The sequence below is a fragment of the Niallia sp. WK069_GA_01 genome (assembly GCF_983173855.1).
In genome coordinates, this window is record NZ_OZ470138.1 from 1,175,194 (window position 1) to 1,191,489 (window position 16,296).

The 16,296-nt window shown below is 37.6% G+C and carries 20 protein-coding genes; 17 read left to right on the top strand and 3 right to left on the bottom strand.

Annotated features, from left to right (window positions below):
- The first annotated feature begins 49 nt into the window (after nucleotides 1-49).
- The 9 genes from AC5LWL_RS05595 (at nucleotide 50) to mdh (ending at nucleotide 8,880) form a co-directional block, all read left to right on the top strand.
- Nucleotides 50-895 carry a fumarate hydratase gene (locus AC5LWL_RS05595; protein WP_493433399.1) on the top strand — a complete coding sequence of 282 codons (846 nt, stop codon included), beginning with the start codon at nucleotides 50-52 and terminating at the stop codon, nucleotides 893-895.
- Nucleotides 896-908: 13 nt separating this feature from the next.
- Nucleotides 909-1,469, top strand: coding sequence for a Fe-S-containing hydro-lyase (locus AC5LWL_RS05600; RefSeq protein WP_493433400.1), 561 nt, complete (start codon nucleotides 909-911; stop codon nucleotides 1,467-1,469).
- A 24-nt stretch (nucleotides 1,470-1,493) separates the two neighbouring features.
- Complete coding sequence (locus AC5LWL_RS05605; RefSeq protein ID WP_493433401.1) at nucleotides 1,494-3,203, top strand: FAD-binding protein; 1,710 nt, start codon at nucleotides 1,494-1,496, stop codon at nucleotides 3,201-3,203.
- Nucleotides 3,203-4,162 carry a succinate dehydrogenase/fumarate reductase iron-sulfur subunit gene (locus AC5LWL_RS05610; RefSeq protein ID WP_493433402.1) on the top strand — a complete coding sequence of 320 codons (960 nt, stop codon included), beginning with the start codon at nucleotides 3,203-3,205 and terminating at the stop codon, nucleotides 4,160-4,162. Before AC5LWL_RS05605 ends, AC5LWL_RS05610 begins: the two co-directional genes overlap by 1 nt.
- Nucleotides 4,159-5,034: a CoB--CoM heterodisulfide reductase iron-sulfur subunit B family protein gene (locus tag AC5LWL_RS05615; protein ID WP_493433403.1), complete on the top strand. Its 876-nt coding sequence runs from the start codon at nucleotides 4,159-4,161 to the stop codon at nucleotides 5,032-5,034. Before AC5LWL_RS05610 ends, AC5LWL_RS05615 begins: the two co-directional genes overlap by 4 nt.
- 136 nt (nucleotides 5,035-5,170) lie before the next feature.
- A complete protein-coding gene (locus tag AC5LWL_RS05620) occupies nucleotides 5,171-5,560 on the top strand; it encodes a hypothetical protein (RefSeq protein ID WP_493433404.1) in 390 nt (129 codons plus the stop codon).
- Complete coding sequence (locus tag AC5LWL_RS05625; protein WP_493433405.1) at nucleotides 5,535-6,899, top strand: 4Fe-4S binding protein; 1,365 nt, start codon at nucleotides 5,535-5,537, stop codon at nucleotides 6,897-6,899. Before AC5LWL_RS05620 ends, AC5LWL_RS05625 begins: the two co-directional genes overlap by 26 nt.
- Before the next feature lie 16 nt (nucleotides 6,900-6,915).
- On the top strand, nucleotides 6,916-7,851 hold the full coding sequence (locus tag AC5LWL_RS05630; RefSeq protein ID WP_493433406.1) for a F510_1955 family glycosylhydrolase: 936 nt from the start codon (nucleotides 6,916-6,918) through the stop codon (nucleotides 7,849-7,851).
- Between the two features lie 78 nt (nucleotides 7,852-7,929).
- Entirely contained in the window at nucleotides 7,930-8,880 is a 951-nt protein-coding gene (gene mdh / locus AC5LWL_RS05635) for a malate dehydrogenase (RefSeq protein WP_493433407.1), read from the top strand.
- Nucleotides 8,881-9,274: 394 nt separating this feature from the next.
- Here the strand turns inward: mdh and AC5LWL_RS05640 are convergent, their stop codons facing one another.
- Complete coding sequence (locus tag AC5LWL_RS05640; RefSeq protein ID WP_493433408.1) at nucleotides 9,275-9,493, bottom strand: hypothetical protein; 219 nt, start codon at nucleotides 9,491-9,493, stop codon at nucleotides 9,275-9,277.
- A 264-nt stretch (nucleotides 9,494-9,757) separates the two neighbouring features.
- Between AC5LWL_RS05640 and AC5LWL_RS05645 the strand changes: the two genes are divergently transcribed.
- The 8 genes from AC5LWL_RS05645 (at nucleotide 9,758) to AC5LWL_RS05680 (ending at nucleotide 14,889) form a co-directional block, all read left to right on the top strand.
- Nucleotides 9,758-10,381, top strand: coding sequence for a class I SAM-dependent methyltransferase (locus AC5LWL_RS05645; protein WP_493433409.1), 624 nt, complete (start codon nucleotides 9,758-9,760; stop codon nucleotides 10,379-10,381).
- A gap of 435 nt (nucleotides 10,382-10,816) precedes the next feature.
- Nucleotides 10,817-11,521, top strand: coding sequence for a response regulator transcription factor (locus tag AC5LWL_RS05650; RefSeq protein WP_493433410.1), 705 nt, complete (start codon nucleotides 10,817-10,819; stop codon nucleotides 11,519-11,521).
- A complete protein-coding gene (locus AC5LWL_RS05655; RefSeq protein WP_493433411.1) occupies nucleotides 11,518-12,939 on the top strand; it encodes a HAMP domain-containing sensor histidine kinase in 1,422 nt (473 codons plus the stop codon). Before AC5LWL_RS05650 ends, AC5LWL_RS05655 begins: the two co-directional genes overlap by 4 nt.
- Entirely contained in the window at nucleotides 12,936-13,142 is a 207-nt protein-coding gene (locus AC5LWL_RS05660; RefSeq protein ID WP_493433412.1) for a hypothetical protein, read from the top strand. Before AC5LWL_RS05655 ends, AC5LWL_RS05660 begins: the two co-directional genes overlap by 4 nt.
- A gap of 89 nt (nucleotides 13,143-13,231) precedes the next feature.
- Nucleotides 13,232-13,567, top strand: coding sequence for a hypothetical protein (locus AC5LWL_RS05665; RefSeq protein ID WP_493433413.1), 336 nt, complete (start codon nucleotides 13,232-13,234; stop codon nucleotides 13,565-13,567).
- 18 nt (nucleotides 13,568-13,585) lie between these two features.
- Nucleotides 13,586-13,741, top strand: a complete 156-nt coding sequence (locus AC5LWL_RS05670) for an SHOCT domain-containing protein (RefSeq protein WP_493433414.1) — start codon at nucleotides 13,586-13,588, stop codon at nucleotides 13,739-13,741.
- Nucleotides 13,742-13,962: 221 nt separating this feature from the next.
- Nucleotides 13,963-14,235 (top strand): DUF2933 domain-containing protein, encoded by a 273-nt coding sequence (locus AC5LWL_RS05675; protein ID WP_493433415.1) that lies wholly within the window; start codon nucleotides 13,963-13,965, stop codon nucleotides 14,233-14,235.
- Between the two features lie 411 nt (nucleotides 14,236-14,646).
- Nucleotides 14,647-14,889, top strand: a complete 243-nt coding sequence (locus tag AC5LWL_RS05680; protein ID WP_493433416.1) for an SHOCT domain-containing protein — start codon at nucleotides 14,647-14,649, stop codon at nucleotides 14,887-14,889.
- Nucleotides 14,890-15,484: 595 nt separating this feature from the next.
- Here AC5LWL_RS05680 and AC5LWL_RS05685 read toward each other — a convergent pair.
- On the bottom strand, nucleotides 15,485-15,985 hold the full coding sequence (locus AC5LWL_RS05685; RefSeq protein ID WP_493433417.1) for a DUF2269 domain-containing protein: 501 nt from the start codon (nucleotides 15,983-15,985) through the stop codon (nucleotides 15,485-15,487).
- On the bottom strand, nucleotides 15,982-16,221 hold the full coding sequence (locus tag AC5LWL_RS05690) for a hypothetical protein (protein WP_493433418.1): 240 nt from the start codon (nucleotides 16,219-16,221) through the stop codon (nucleotides 15,982-15,984). The genes AC5LWL_RS05685 and AC5LWL_RS05690 overlap by 4 nt, the downstream gene beginning before the upstream one ends.
- Nucleotides 16,222-16,296 lie beyond the last annotated feature (75 nt).

A 16,296-nucleotide genomic window follows, 5' to 3' on the forward strand; every position in this document is an offset into this window, starting at 1 on the left:
CTAGCTCGGCAAATGCCGAGAGTCTATCTCAATAACAGGAGGAGAAAAAATGCGTGAAATATCTGTAAAACTAGTAAGCAGCTCGATCAGAGATCTTTGTATACATGCTGCTTGTGATCTTCCAAAAGATGTGGAAAACCTGATTATGACTGGTCTTAAAAAAGAAGAGTCTCAATTTGGAAAATATAGCCTTGAGAAAATTCTTAAGAATATCAAACTTGCTAGGGCAGAGGATGCACCAATGTGCCAAGATACTGGAATGACTGTTGTGTTTGTTGAAGTTGGTCAGGACGTCCGAATTGTGGACGGGGATTTAACAGAGGCTATTAATGAAGGAGTGCGTCAAGGGTATGAAGAAGGGTACTTGCGCAAATCTGTCGTCTCTGACCCTGTTTTAGATCGAAAAAATACAGGTGATAACACCCCAGCTGTTATCCATATGAAAATCGTTCCAGGAGACAAAGTGAAGATTGAGGTTCTCCCTAAGGGAGCAGGAAGCGAGAATATGGGTGCAGTAAAAATGTGCAAACCAGCTGAAGGCATTGAAGGAGTCAAGGACTTTATTGTGAATACTATCAAGCAAGCAGGAGGAAATCCCTGTCCACCGGTTATTGTTGGAGTTGGAATTGGTGGAACAATGGATAAATGTACATTATTAGCGAAAAAAGCATTGGCAAGAAAAGCGGGTAAACAGAATCCAAACTCTGCTTATGCAGAAATGGAAGTAGAACTGTTAGAACGGATCAATAAACTTGGAATTGGACCACAAGGGTTCGGAGGTAAGGTAACAGCGTTTGCCGTTCATATTGAAACCTATCCAACACATATTGCCATGATGCCTGTCTGTGTCACTTTAAATTGCCATGCAGCACGTCATAAAGAAGCGATATTATAAGGGGGGGAACATTATGACAACCATAAAAAAATTAACCACACCATTAACATATGATCAAATTAAAGATTTGAAGGCAGGAGACCAAGTGTCAATTTCCGGAATCATTTATTCTGCACGTGATGCAGCTCATAAAAAAATGGTAGAAGCCTTGGAAGAAAACAAGCCTCTTCCGATTGAAGTGGCAGGGCAAATCATTTATTATGCAGGTCCGACTCCTGCCAAGCCAGGAAAAGTGATTGGATCTTGTGGACCAACAACTAGCGGTCGCATGGATCCTTACTCGCCGCAAATGATGAAACAGGGGTTGAAGGGCATGATCGGTAAAGGTCCACGAAGCAAAGAAGTAATTGAATCGATAAAGAAAAACGGAGCGGTCTATTTTGCAGCAATTGGCGGAGCTGCTGCTCTCATTGCCGATACAATTAAGAAGGCAGATATAGTCGCCTTTGATGAACTGGGGCCTGAAGCAATCCGTTGTATGGAAGTGAAGGATTACCCTTGTATAGTGGCTGTTGACAGTGAAGGAAACGACTTGTACGAGATTGGAGTAGAAAAATACAGAGTAGAATCTTAAACACTATAAGGAGGTGAAATAAAAATGATTAGTTATGATGTTGTAATTGTAGGCGCTGGAGGGGCTGGAATGATGGCGTCCCTTTCAGCCAGTGAAGATAAAAGCTTGCGTGTCGCTTGTATTTCAAAAATCTTTCCGACACGTTCACATACTGGGGCCGCACAAGGCGGTATCAATGCAGCAATGAGCTACAGAGATGCAAATGATTCACCTGAGAGCCATTTCATGGATACGGTAAAAGGAAGTGATTTCCTGGCTGACCAGGACGCAGTAGAATTTTTCACAACGAATATGCCAAAGGTGATTTCCGAATTAGATTATTACGGGGTACCCTTTTCAAGGGATGAGAATGGTCGCATCGCCCAGCGTCCGTTCGGCGGTGCATCAAGTCCAAGAACTTGCTATTCTGCTGATAAGACTGGACATGTCATTTTACATGCTCTTTATGAACAGTGTCTAAAAAATGGTGTAAAATTTCATAATGATTGGCATCTTCTGTCGCTTGCAGTAGATAATGGAAATTTTGAAGGAATCATCGCTATGGATATACGGAGCGGTGAAATACATGCCATACAGGCGAAATCCGTTGTCATTGCAACAGGAGGATTTGGGAGGGTTTATTGGAGCAGAACGACTAATGCAATCAATATGACGGGGGATGGTACGGCTGCTTGTTTTAACGCGGGTATTCCTTTAAAAGACCCGGAATTTATCCAATTCCATCCAACAGGCCTTGCATCTACCGGTATTCTTCTCTCAGAAGCATGTCGCGGGGAAGGTGGATATTTAATTAATAGAAATGGGGAACGGTTTATGGCCCGATATGCCCCGGATAAAATGGAGCTTGGTCCGCGCGACCTCGTTTCAAGGGCAATTGAGACAGAAATTAAAGAAGGCCGTGGTTTTGGGGAAGCCATGGATTCTTATGTAGTAATGGATCTTCGCCATTTGGGTGAAAAGAAAATAATGGAGCGATTGCCACAAGTAAGGGAACTGGCCATGGATTTTGAAGGTGTGGACCTCATTATAGAACCAGTTCCAATTCGCCCGAGTTGTCATTATACAATGGGAGGTATTCATATAAGTGATTATCGAACTTGCAGCACACCAATTGATGGAATCCATGCTGCAGGTGAGTGCTGCAGCGTTTCCATTCATGGAGCAAACCGTCTTGGCGGCAATTCAGTGGCTGACGTAGTACTTTTTGGAAAGTATGCTGGATTAGGGGCGAAGGAAAGCGCCAAAAAACGTTCCTTCACAACGACGAGAAAATTGATGGATGAAACAGAAAAATGGAAAGAGAAGTTCCATTCAATCCGCTTGAAAAAGACTGGAATAAATATGTTTAAGATTCGAGATGAACTTGCCGAAACAATGTGGAACAATGTAGGCATTTTCCGCAAAGAGAGCGAAATGAAGCTTTCCTATGAAAAAGTGTCTCAATTATTGGTAGATTATAAGGATGCCGTGATTGAGGATTCCTCCGTAAAATATAATATGGCATTTATTAACTATGTCGAAATCGGAAATATTCTAAAGTTGGCAAAGGCAATTACATTGGGTGCATTAAATAGGAAAGAAAGTAGGGGATCTCATGCAAGGGCTGATTATCCAAATCGTGACGATGTCCATTTCCTTAAACATACATTGATATATCAAGAAGGAGACCATTATCGTTTAGAATATAGCCCGGTGAAGATTACAAAATATCAACCGGAGGAGCGAAAATACTAATGTATAATACATTATATTTTAAAGTTAAGAGATTTGATGGGGGAGATGAATGGTATCAGAATTATCAGCTTCCATATGAAAAGGGGAAAACGATCCTATGGGCTTTAACGTCTATTCGAGAAAAGCTTGACCCTAGCCTTGTATTCACTTCAGCCTGCCGCCATGCAATTTGCGGTAGTTGTGCAATTAGAGTCAATGATCATTCTTTTCTGGCTTGTAAGACTTCACTGGATGAAGTGCTTGAAACGTTTCAAACAAACTATTTAACTTTTAAACCTTTAAAGAATTTTGAAGTAATAAAGGACTTGGCTATTGCTTGGGAGCCGAAGATGGAAAAAATGGAACAAGTGAAGCCCTGGCTACTTCCTTCTGTGGAAGGAAGCAAAGAAACCGGATTTATTCAGAGTGAAGATGATTATCACGAAATCGCAGTTCCTACCGATTGTATCTTATGCGGCGTTTGTTCTTCTGAATGTAATCAACTTTCCTTAAATGATGGTACATATTTAGATCCATTCATTTTAAACAGAGCATACCGGTTTGCCGTTGATTCAAGGGATAAGTGTCCCGAAGAACATATTCAGCCAGTTTATGAAAAGGAGTTATGGAAATGTATGCATTGTATGCAGTGCGTAACAAAATGCCCGAAAGGAATTCCGTTGACTGATCAAATTGCCTACTTGAGACAAGAGTCAATCAAGATGGGAGAAGTGAAAAATCAAGGTGCAAAACATGCTTTTGCCTTTCATGATGATGTCAGGAATAAAGGACGTTTAAATGAAATGATGCTACCTATCAAAACAGATGGCCTTGTCAATACCGCAATGAGAAAGGTTCCGTTTGCGATAAGAATGATAAAAAAAGGGAAGATAAATCCGTTTCATATACCGAAAGCAGTTGAAGGTATCGAGGGAGTAAGAGAAATCTACCATTTTGCAAAGGAGGTTAACAAACAATGAGATACGCTTTTTTTCCAGGCTGTACACTTGAGTCTGCTGCCGAAGAGCTAATGATTTCTACAAAAAAGATAGCAGCTGCTCTAGAAATTGAATTAATTGAACTTAACGGCTGGACCTGCTGTGGGGCAAGTCATATCCAGGACGTAGATGATTTTTTAGCAACATCCATTAACGCTAGGAATATTTCACTTGCTGAGGATTTGAAAGTAGATAAATTATTGACTGTATGTAATACCTGTACATTAATGCTTCGTACAGCGAAACTTAAAATGGATAAGAACGAGAAGTTGCGTACTAGAGTGAATGAAGGGCTTGGGAAGGCTGGTATTAAATATAAAGGAACGGTTGAAGTAACCCATTTATTATGGGCTTTGATTCAAGATTATGGGTTAGAAAATTTGAAGAAAAAAGTTAAACGCCCACTTACAGACCTTAAAGTTGCCAATTTTTATGGATGCCATATTCTGATGCCGCCAAATGTAATGGGATTTGAAAACCATATGAATCCACAATCAATGGAAATGGTGGCAGATGCTTTGGGAGCTGAGAGTGTTCATTTTGGTCAAAGGCTAGCATGTTGTGGTTTTCATGCCGTATTTCCGGCCGAGAAAGAAGTGATGAACCTGACTGGGAAAAATTGCTTATCATCTAAATATGCAGGTGCAGATTGTATTGTTACTCCTTGTCCTTTATGCCAAATGCAGCTGGATGCATACCAGCCAGATGCACAAAAAGGGTTTAATGAAGATATTACGATTCCAATCCTTCACTTGCCACAGCTAATTGGTCTCGCTTTAGGATTCTCCCCAGAAGAACTGGCAATTCAAAGGCATGTGGTGGATGCGATACCAGCTTTAAAGAAAATAAGATAGTGATCATTATCATAATACAGTCATAAACGTTCCATAAAATAACCATAGATTCTGCAAATTCTTTTATTAGAATTACATTGTTCGTATTTTCTGAAAATAGAAATATACAAAAATTACATTGTAGGTGGTGAGTATATTGAAATTTAAATTGATTTTAATCACGTCTTTATTATTACTTCCTAGCTCCATTGCTTTGGCTGATGAAGGGAACGCAAACAAAACCAATTCTTCAAATGATATGGAAATGTTTATGAATGAAGGTAGTTCCCACGAAGGTCATACGATGAATTCAGAAGAACAAGGAAATACAACAAATGAAACAGGGAGTACGGCACACAATGAATCTGGTGCTGGTAAAGAAGGAGGGCATAACCACTCAGAACAGGACATCAAAGAAACCCCGCCTAATTACAAAGTGTTAAGCGTATTTGGAGCCATTAACCTATTATTTTTAGTTATAGGGTTTTGGAATAAAAGAATAAGAAAGAGGGGAAAGATAGATGTCACTACTGGACAAAAAGCATAAACAAACTAATCAACCGATTAACTTATTGAATATTCCAATAATCAATGCGTTTATTAAGAGTAGATGGTATCCCGGTATTTTTCAATGGGCAGCTTTTGTTGTTTTTTCCATCATTGTTTTTCAATTAGTAGTAGGTACAGTCAGTCCACAAACTAATTTTGGCACATCGATGACATGGGTGTTGTGGTGGCCGATTATTCCCGTTCTTTTTATTGTGGCAGGGAGATTTTGGTGTGCCGTTTGTCCGTTTGGAAAACTAAGCGACCTCGTTCGAAAATTTGCCGGAAGTGAAAAGCGAATGCCAAAGTTTCTAAAGAAATACGGCATTTGGTTCATTGATTTGTTTTTTATCATGATTACATGGAGCGACCATGTGTGGGGAATTGTAGAATCACCAAGAGGTTCAGGCTATTTGCTGCTTGTACTTGTGACAATGGTAGTCACGACATCTGTTTTATATGAACGGCGTACGTTTTGTAAAACGCTTTGCTTTCTAGGAGGATTAGCAGGAAACTACTCACGCTCGGGAATGCTGGAATTAAGAGGGACACCAGAAATATGCCGTACATGTAAATCACAGTCATGTTTTAAAGGAAATGAAAAAGTAGAAGGATGTCCAATGTTTCAATATGTTAGGACGATGGATTCAAGTGCTGAATGTAATTTATGTGGAAATTGTGTGAAATCTTGTCCTAATAACTCGATTAGAATTTCTCCTCGTGTACCGACCAAGGAAATATGGAGCATTAAGAAACCGAAACTTGAACATGCCTCTCTTGCGGCTGTCATTATGGGAATTGTATTTGTACAAAACATTACGATGTTAGAGATTTGGGAAGATATTCTTAGAGTGATTGGTTCATTGACAGGTACAACAAACTATACTGTAAACTTTACCGTTGCTTTTGTCATTTCCATGATACTTCCTATTCTCTTATTATTAGGAACAGCAAAACTAGCTAGTATGTTAAAAGGAGATAAAGAAAAGGTAAAAGAAAACTTCGTACGGTTTGGTTATGCGATTATTCCTTTGGATTTAGCTGGACATTTAGCTCATAATCTATTTCATATTTTAACGGAGGGGAAAGCGATTTGGTTTAACTCAGCGGCGTTATTTGGAGCCAGCTTGAGCGGTGATTTGAGCTTGGCATCTGTCTCATCTGTTCAGTGGATTCAATATGCTATTATCATATTGGGGTTTGTTGGTTCCATTTATACGGTCTTTCGCATCGGTAAGAAGGGTTCGTTTAAACAATTAGCTCCATACTATGCTTTTATGCTTCTCTTAACTGTGGCAAATCTCTACTTATTTTCATTGCCAATGGTTCATCGAGTGTAAAAAGAAAGGAGAAAAAATGAAATTAAAGCTTTTGGCAGGAATGACAGCTGTAGGATTGCTCCTTTCCGGGTGTAGTTCTGATGGTGAAAAAGAGGATTCAAAAAAACTGGATAAAGGATATAACGTGGAACATGTTCATGGCGTGGCTTATTCAAAAGACGACTTGATCTATGTGGCTTCCCACAATGGAATGATTGTGACAAAGGATCGTGAAAAAAAGTGGTCATTTGTTGGGAAAGATGATTTTGATTTTATGGGATTTCATCTACAATCGGATGGAACAATGCTGACGAGCGGACATCCAGGACAAACTTCTGATTTGCCCAATCCGCTCGGATTGCTGGAAAGTAAAAACAATGGGGAAAATTGGGAGGCGAAAGCATTAGGAGAAGAAGTTGATTTTCACATTCTAACCTCAAATGAAAAGAATCCAAATATTATGTATGGTGTCATTCAAATGGGAAGCGGAGATTATAAAGCGGGAATCTATAAGAGTACTGATAAAGGAGAAAGCTGGGAGAGGGTAGAAGGAACTGGTTTAATGAATAATTTGCAAGGTATTTATTCACTGCTTTCCCTTCCAAACAATGAAAACGGATTGCTTGCTGGTACGAATGCAGGTGTTTATCGTTCAGAAGATGGTGGAGCAACATGGAAAAGCGTATACGAAAAAAGGTTAATTACTGCATTAAGTGTCATTCCGGGTTCCTATGATCTGATCAGCTACTCTATAACTGAGGGGGAGGCTGGAATGATGATCAGTAAAAATAATGGGGCAACGTGGGAAAAAATCGGACTTGATCTTAACAAGGATGCCGTTTCCTATATTGCTATTCATCCTAAGAAAACAGAAAAGATAGTTGCAGTGACTTTTGAAAATAACCTCTTGTTAAGCGTTGATGGTGGACAAAACTGGGAATCATTAATGGAAAAAGGAAAATTGAAAGATTAAGTAAGGAATAAGTATAGAGCATTGGAAAATTTTATTTCATTGCTCTTCTTTATATATTAAAAAAGGGGAAATAAGGTTGTGGCGATTAAACGAAAAAAAATATCGGTTATCGGTAGTGGATATACTGGAGCAACAACATCTTTTTTATTGGCACAAAAGGAATTAGGAGATGTTGTATTAGTGGATATTCCACAGATGGAAAATCCAACAAAGGGGAAAGCACTGGACATGCTTGAAGCAAGTCCAATTCAAAGGTTTGATGCTAGAATTACAGGAACGGCTAATTATGAAGATACGAAGGATTCAGATATTGTAGTGATTACTGCAGGAGTTGCCCGCAAGCCTGGGATGCATCGTAATGATTTAGTTCAAATCAATCAACGGATTATGATAAATGTTACAAATGAAATTGTAAAATATTCACCAAACTGCTTTATTATTGTTTTAACAAATCCTGTTGATGCTATGGCTTATACAGTATTCAAGGAATCAGGTATTCCTAAAAATAGAGTAATAGGTCAATCAGGTATTCTTGACACCGCTCGCTTTCGAACTTTTGTTGCCCAAGAGTTGAATCTTTCTGTGAAAGATATAACAGGTTTTGTACTAGGTGGACACGGCGATGATATGGTACCGTTGCTTCAATATTCTTATGCAGGAGGCATACCTCTTCAAAATCTTATTCCGAAAGAAAGGCTTGAAGCAATCGTTGATCGAACTCGTAAAGGGGGAGGGGAAATTGTAAACTTAATGGGGAATGGAAGTGCTTATTACGCACCAGCAGCATCATTGGTTAACATTTGCGAATCTATATTAAAAGATCAGAGACGTGTTCTTCCTACTATTGCTTATTTAGAGGGGGAATATGGTTATAAAGGCATTTATTTAGGAGTCCCAACGATTATTGGCGGCAACGGGATGGAGAAAGTCATTGTATTAGATTTAAGTATGGAAGAAAAAATAGCTTTAGATAAGTCAGCAGATTCGGTAAAAGAGGTCATTGCTATTTTAGAAGATTTGAATAGTTGAAGACCAATAAAGAAGGGGAAGTATTGAAATGGAAAAGGGGAAAAGGGGAAAAGGTCTCCCTTTACATCTGGGTGACCTTTTATAGGAAAATAATGGTCCAGTCATACTTTTTACGTCAATTCCTTTTGTTCTGATTCCTTTGCAACTCCTGGTTGTTGTGATTTTCGTGTCCATCTTCACTGTAAGGATTTGATTTTGATAGAGTCGACTGTTTATCCAACTGATTACCAAAAAGCAAGTAGGCTGCGAGAAAGAAAAAGGTAAAGAGAGGTTTAAACAGCCATTTCTTATCATAATCTGTTTCTTTTTTGTATGGTTTTGATAAGATTTGAAACAATAGCAATGTACTGACTGAAAGGGTAAGAAAAATATTTATCATGGTAACAGATTGATTTTAAGTAATCATTTCCCCAAACATAGCACCCATCATTCCTGACATAGATCCTTCAAGTGCAGGGAGTATCCCGAGAGTTAAACCGCAAGCTGTTCCTGCAAGAATACCAATAAGAATGGAGAGGATAGTAGATTGAAAAAGGTTGCCTTTAAAAAGTGAACCAAATAAGGTTCCGCATGTTAATCCAACATTCATGGCCGTTGCCATTGATAGAATCATCCTTATCATTCCTCTTAATCTTGTTTTAAAGTAAAAAGCCATCGTCACAGTTAAAATTGTCACCAATAAAAGAGTAATCAGTACAAAGTAATAAAATCAGTTCATTTAATCAACTCCCCTTTACTTGCTACATCATATGTCTTGCAGAGACAGGCCATGCAAGAAAGTTAGAAAAAGATTTAAAAGAGAAAAAATATGCATGGTTTCTCTATATTTTTATGTGAAAATAAAAGAAAGCTACTTAGTAGAAAGCGGGTGATATTTTTGAATCCCACTATTAATGAAAAAATCAAAATGAGATATAACCGGGTTTCTAAAATTTATGATTTAATGGATCGGATGATTAAAGAACAATGGAGAATAAAGCTACTTTCTCAAGTCTCTGGAAAAGTGCTTGAAGTAGGGATTGGGACAGGAACGAATTTGAAATTTTATCCAAAACAAATTCAGTCTCTAACGGGAGTTGATTTTAGTGAAGGCATGCTTAAATATGCGAAAGAAAAGGCATCAAAAGAAGAATGTAAGTTTCCAGTTGAATTAATAGAAGCAGATATACAGGAGCTGCCATTCCCAGATCATACTTTTGATTCGGTGGTATCTACATGTGTGTTTTGCTCCGTTCCTGATCCTGTAAAAGGTCTAAAAGAGTTAAGAAGAGTATGTAAACCATCAGGACGCATTTATATGCTGGAACATATGAGAAGCGAAAACAATCTGGTTGGGTTAGCTATGGACTTGCTTAATCCAGTAACTGTAAGACTCTGGGGGGCGAATATCAATAGAGAAACATTAAAAAATATTCACCTAGCTGGACTCAAAATAGAAAAAAATGAGCTTCTAATGAGAACGATTGTGAGAAGCTTGATCATAACTCCTAACAAGGCATAACACATTGATTGTATGTACGAAGAGTGAGTTTCTTGCCCACTCTTTTTTGTACATCTTTTGCGTTCTTTTTGATGGTTTGCCTTTTTTCCTTCTGCACTTTTTTCATCTTCTCAATCTAATTTTGTTCGTCCACTTATAATATTTCTTCACCATTTCTTCATATTTTCTTGTTAGCATAATTACATGTGATGAAAAGAACGAGAAGGTACAACATGAGGGTTATTTTGTTTGAAATAGGAAATTTTCCTGTGCGGTCTTAGGGACTTATTGTAGCTTTAGCCATTTTACTTGGCATAGGGGCGTTACCTATTACTTATCAAAAGGTGCAAAATACCAGAAACATGTGATTGAAATAATGTACTTATCCTTTAGTGATGCTAAAATGGACTCAATTAGGGAAACTAAACATAAAAAAGTAGGATATGAGGGATTCTTATGAATAAATTACAGGTACTTATAGTAGATGATGAATGGAATGTACGAAATCTTCTTCGTATTTATCTTACCAAAAATGGTTTTGAGGTGAAAGAGGCTAAAAATGGATATGAGGGAGTACAATTAGCTGACCAATATTCTTTTGATCTTATTATTTTAGATATCATGATGCCGGATTTGAATGGATGGGAAGTGTGTCAGAAAATCAGAGAGTCAAAGAATACGCCTATTTTGATGTTATCGGCTCGTACAGAGATAAAAGATAAGGTGAAGGGATTAACAGAAGGGGCAGATGACTATTTGGTGAAACCCTTTGATCCAGAAGAATTAATGGCTCGTGCGTTTGCACTCTTGAGAAGATCAAGCATCTCACAGACAACACCCGTACAAAAAACGATTACCTATTTAGACCTAACGATATATCCTGAAGGTAGACAAGTATTGGTTCAAGAACATCCTGTAGAATTTACCCCTAAAGAATTTGAATTGCTGCTCTTATTGACGGAACAACCTCGTCGGGCTTTTGAGCGTGAGACTTTGTTGGAAATGGTATGGGGAATTGATTACTTTGGGGACTTTCGCACAGTAGATACACATGTAAAAAATATACGTGAAAAAGTAAGAAAAGCAGGGTTGTCCTTTAACCCTATCCAAACAGTATGGGGAGTAGGGTATAAATTTCAATGGGCAGAGGAGAGAAAATGATCGGAAATCGTATTGGGTTGAAACTAGGCATAGCCATCCTTTTGCTTTTTTTGATGGTGTTACTTCCCCTTGGATTTGTTATCGATCGGTTCTTTTTTGGATTTTACTACAAGGAAGTACGAACAGAGATTGAGGAACTATCTTCGCGCTATGCTGAATCAATCGAAACTTCCAGAAATCCGCAAACTCCTTTCATGTTGGAGATGATGGCAGAATTCTCTAATATAAAGCTATATATCGTTGACACAGAAGGAACTATTATTGCAAATTCAGGTATCCACAGTTTAGTAAAAGGCTCCTCGATACCAGTTGATGAACTTAAAAATCTATCACAAGGGAAATCCGTAGAAAAAGAATTTAAAGATCTTGTTGACAATCAACGGTATCTGGTTTCTGGAAAGCCAATTATTTCTCAAAACCAATTTTATGGAGGGGTTTATGTTGTTTCCTCTGTTAAAGCGATTGATCAGTCTCTTGAAAAAATACGCAGCATGTTATGGTTATCGGGAATCGGTGCTTTCTTTCTTGCGATAGGATTTACGTATGTCCTCTCAAAAAAATTATCAGATCCTTTGATTCAAATGGAAAAAGCCACTCGTAAGATTGCCAAAGGGGATTTGACTATACGTGTCACTCCGCCATCGAAGGATGAGATAGGCTCGTTAGCCCATGCCATTAATGATTTGGCTTTCGACTTACAAAAATATCGTGAATCTCGAAGTGAATTTTTCTCAAACATTTCTCATGAACTAAGAACGCCGATGACTAGCTTAGAGGGATACGCAAAAGTTTTAAAGGAGAAGTTGTATGAGACAGAAGAAGAAAAAGAGCAATATCTTGATATCATTTATCAAGAGTCTATCCGACTTACAAGAATAATAGGAGATCTGTTTGAACTTTCCAAAATGGAAGAGGGAAAGATTGGTTTCCACTTTGAATGGATCGATTTATCAGAAGTGATGGATAGTGCTATTCAAAAAACAAAATGGAGAGCACAAGAAAAAGGATTGGATATGCAAGCATATATACAACCTAATCTTCCGTTTGTCTATTGTGATGGGCATCGCATGGCGCAGGTTTTTATAAACTTATTGGATAATGCTATCCGTTACACAGAACTAGGGACAATTTCAGTAAAAATATCGAATGTGAATGATGCAGTGAAGATTTCAATAGAAGATACAGGAATTGGAATTCCAGAGGACGAATTAGCCTATATTTTTGAGCGGTTTTATCGAGTGGAAAAATCCCGTTCACGTGAATTTGGGGGAACGGGACTAGGGCTGGCGATTGTTAAAAACCTGGTAGAACAACAAGGAGGTTCTATCCAAGCGTTTAGTGATATGGGAAAAGGGACTCGGTTTGAGATGATGTTCCCTGTTTCATTGGATACAGAAAAAATGGAGGGAGAGTCATGAAAAGACTAGACTGGCTCATTGTTTTAGTATTGATTGTGATTGGATTAAACTGTTTGACCATGTCCGCAACGTGGATGATGGATACCAGTTCCATTCATTCCTATTTCACAAATCTTCTCCAAATTTGCCTTTGGATAGGGATACCGTTCCTTATTGGAGGAGTCATTTATTACGTTATGAAAAAAAAGAGGAGAGATTCATGAATGAACTTCACACATTCTTCAAATTTTCCACAAAGTTTGAACAAATCTATTGCTTATACTAAAAGCATCAAGTGAAGGAGGTAGTGAAGATGAAAAAGAAGATGAAAATTGCAGCTGTGGTGCTTTCATTGGGGGCTGTTTTGGTTACAGGAAAACTGGCATTTGCTGCGGATTCTAATAATGAAACTAATCAGATGATGAAAACTAGCAATATGTCAACAATGATGGATAATGAAAGTATGTCCAACATGAAGAAGATGATGGAAGATCCAAATATGAACAAAATGATGGATGACATGGATTCTCCAGAAGGAAAAAAAATGATGAAAAGTTGTGATAAATTCATGGAATCTTCTCAAGATAAAAAAGCTTCATCTAAAGATAAAGATAATGACTTAAAATCTAAGCAAACATCATCTTTATAAGAAAAGGAGAGATTAGAGATGGGATGCTGTGGATCGACGAACAATAAAAAACAAGTGGCAAATAATAAACCAGCAGGAAATTTAAGTCCTCTTGATTTGCTGAAAATTCGTTTAGCTCGTGGAGAAATTCCATTTGAAGAGTACGAAAAAATAAAAGCTGAATTAGTGAAGTAAACGGGACGGGCCAGTCTGAGTCAGAAACTGGTCCGTTATTTTAGAAATTTTTATATTTCAACAATCGAAATTCTGTATATAAAATATGAATCGGGAATATAGTATGGAAAAAAATTTATGAAATTTGGTCATAAACCACTTGATTTCTACTTATTTTGTACAATGTTTCATCACATTTATAATCTATACTTCAATTATAAAGTTAAAAAGGAGTGAACAAAATGGCGTGGATTCAGACTTTACTTTTGCTAGCATGTCCTTTGATGATGCTGTTCTGTATGAAGGGGATGTTTAGTAAAAATAAAAATAAAGGTACAGAATCAGATCATCAACAATTGTCAGCTGCGGAATTACAGAACCTTCAAATAAAAATGGGTGAGTTGATTGAACAAAACCAGATTCTTTCGAAGGAAATCCAATCAATGAAAGAAAAGAAGAACTTTACAGTAGCGCTCAAAGAATTACCTAAAAAGAACAACAAGATATCAATGTAACAGGAATCATTTTTTAGATTGAATAAAATTGTAGTGAGCTCTTTATGAGATTTGTGCCGATTACAGAAACAGTTATTGCAGTTTCAGTGACAGAGTCTCATAAATAGTAGATATCCTTTTTTATTAGTTTCTGCAATGTAAAAAACATTGATTGAAGGTGGAAAGAGTGGATTATTTGTACACTCTTTTTTTTCTTTTAGAGAAAAATTCAGTTCTACGGAGAAATCTAGGGTTGTCTCTGTGGTTATATGATTAAAAACATTTTCTTGAGATAAAAGATATATTGGGGAAATTAGATTAAATGAATGCAAAAAAATAAAATGCGATGTTAAATACGTATTTTGTATCGTTATCTTAACTCTTGTAAACAATAGAAACAGAGATGTTATTAAACGGGAGTGAAACACGATAATGATGAATGATATGATGATGATGAATAACAATTCAATGATGATAGGTATGTGCATTATGATGATTATTGGAATATTTCTTTTAATTGTTCTTATTGGAGCCGTTGTGTATATTGTAGCTCGTCTTTTAATGAAGAACAGTAGAATTTATGATCGTCCTTTAATGATTTTAAAAGAACGTTTTGCAAAAGGTGAAATAAACGAAGAAGAGTATAAACAAAGAAAAAAATTTTTAACGGAATAGCTAGATTTAAAAATTGGGGAAGTTGGTTTTTACCCAAGTAATATAGGAAATCCTATATCTATCCTAATATTTGAATGAAAATGTAAAAATATTTTTTATTGTAGTTGTTTTTTTGTATACTTTAAATTAAGAGCAAGTAAAATATTTATCTATCAATTTTTAGACTTGTTTCCTTAATTTATTCCTCCCAGTATATTTCTATATAGTTTGCTTGTTCCTTGAAATAACGTGAAAAAAGGAGGACAAAAGTTCATGAGTTGTTGTTCAAATAATAAAGGTAAAAATAAAATATCTTGGAAAATATATGGAGTATTTTGGTTTGTGATTGTTGTAGTATCAATTCTCATAGGTGTTTTAGGAAAATAAAACCATTATGTAATTAGAAAAATACAATTCCACTTTTCAGTATAGTATGAGATGAAATTCCTGATCTATGTAAAGGGTTTTAAATCTTTCTAATGCAAAAAGGATTGGTAGAAATAATAACCAATCCTTTTTGCATTAGAAAATATCTCTACTATAGGGTTGTCACCTAGCAAATTAGGACAGGGTATGCTCAATTGAGGACGAGCAGGAAACGCTACGACATCTTACGTTATTTTTGCTGTTTACGCAGCCCATACCGGGTCATTCCTCTTGGTTTGTACACCGACAGTACCGTGGTTACGAGCAACACTACCATGCCGCCACCGGCATGAAGGAGTTCGCTCCGCAGCCCGATGACAAGATCGGTACTTCCCATCTCTTTTGCTGCGCCTGCTAGGAAGCTCACTGTCTGCATGTTTAGCAGCAAGACGATGATAGCTAAGATGGTTAGCAGCAATTTGAAAAGGACCCAATAGTGTTGGAATAGGCCCCATTTGGTACATAGTGACATGATAAGCCCGGTTAGCAGAGAGGAGAGGGCTAATGGGACGATAGCATACCAGCCGATCAACTTCATCGCAATCCAGAAGGCACGTATTGTCTGGTCATCATGGGTGATCAGACCGGCAACAACGAGAGCTAGGAAGGCAACTACCGCGCCGATCCAGCCGACCGAGGAAGTAATATGTACTGTGAGAGCAAACTTACGAAGGCGGGATGTCATGATCATAGCTGTTGCCCCTCGTATTCTACTGGCGATGACTGGCTACTAGCGTTATCAAATTTTAAGTGACGACCAGGGCCGTGTTTACCACCACTAATGATCATGATAATGACAACTAGCAAAACTAGGACAATTACAATGATCCCAAACACTTTCACCCAACGCGGTGTACTGTGGGGAGATTCGGGGGCAGGCTTGTTTGTGTCTTGCCCTGCTGTACGTCCTGATATTAATTTTTTCATTAAGATGTCCTCCTCTTTAATTTCATAATCTCCAAAACAGTATAGCAATGCATTATGAACGGAAGATGAACAAGG

What these genes read in the sequence shown, in the direction of transcription:
- AC5LWL_RS05685 (WP_493433417.1), bottom strand. Translation starts at nt 15,985, where the DNA reads ATGATCATGACATCCCGCCTTCGTAAGTTTGCTCTCACAGTACATATT.
- AC5LWL_RS05595 (WP_493433399.1), top strand. Translation starts at nt 50, where the DNA reads ATGCGTGAAATATCTGTAAAACTAGTAAGCAGCTCGATCAGAGATCTT.
- AC5LWL_RS05630 (WP_493433406.1), top strand. Translation starts at nt 6,916, where the DNA reads ATGAAATTAAAGCTTTTGGCAGGAATGACAGCTGTAGGATTGCTCCTT.
- AC5LWL_RS05640 (WP_493433408.1), bottom strand. Translation starts at nt 9,493, where the DNA reads ATGATTCTATCAATGGCAACGGCCATGAATGTTGGATTAACATGCGGA.
- AC5LWL_RS05625 (WP_493433405.1), top strand. Translation starts at nt 5,535, where the DNA reads ATGTCACTACTGGACAAAAAGCATAAACAAACTAATCAACCGATTAAC.
- AC5LWL_RS05690 (WP_493433418.1), bottom strand. Translation starts at nt 16,221, where the DNA reads ATGAAAAAATTAATATCAGGACGTACAGCAGGGCAAGACACAAACAAG.
- AC5LWL_RS05600 (WP_493433400.1), top strand. Translation starts at nt 909, where the DNA reads ATGACAACCATAAAAAAATTAACCACACCATTAACATATGATCAAATT.
- AC5LWL_RS05670 (WP_493433414.1), top strand. Translation starts at nt 13,586, where the DNA reads ATGGGATGCTGTGGATCGACGAACAATAAAAAACAAGTGGCAAATAAT.
- AC5LWL_RS05605 (WP_493433401.1), top strand. Translation starts at nt 1,494, where the DNA reads ATGATTAGTTATGATGTTGTAATTGTAGGCGCTGGAGGGGCTGGAATG.
- AC5LWL_RS05675 (WP_493433415.1), top strand. Translation starts at nt 13,963, where the DNA reads ATGGCGTGGATTCAGACTTTACTTTTGCTAGCATGTCCTTTGATGATG.
- AC5LWL_RS05650 (WP_493433410.1), top strand. Translation starts at nt 10,817, where the DNA reads ATGAATAAATTACAGGTACTTATAGTAGATGATGAATGGAATGTACGA.
- AC5LWL_RS05660 (WP_493433412.1), top strand. Translation starts at nt 12,936, where the DNA reads ATGAAAAGACTAGACTGGCTCATTGTTTTAGTATTGATTGTGATTGGA.
- AC5LWL_RS05680 (WP_493433416.1), top strand. Translation starts at nt 14,647, where the DNA reads ATGATGAATGATATGATGATGATGAATAACAATTCAATGATGATAGGT.
- AC5LWL_RS05655 (WP_493433411.1), top strand. Translation starts at nt 11,518, where the DNA reads ATGATCGGAAATCGTATTGGGTTGAAACTAGGCATAGCCATCCTTTTG.
- AC5LWL_RS05665 (WP_493433413.1), top strand. Translation starts at nt 13,232, where the DNA reads ATGAAAAAGAAGATGAAAATTGCAGCTGTGGTGCTTTCATTGGGGGCT.
- AC5LWL_RS05615 (WP_493433403.1), top strand. Translation starts at nt 4,159, where the DNA reads ATGAGATACGCTTTTTTTCCAGGCTGTACACTTGAGTCTGCTGCCGAA.
- AC5LWL_RS05610 (WP_493433402.1), top strand. Translation starts at nt 3,203, where the DNA reads ATGTATAATACATTATATTTTAAAGTTAAGAGATTTGATGGGGGAGAT.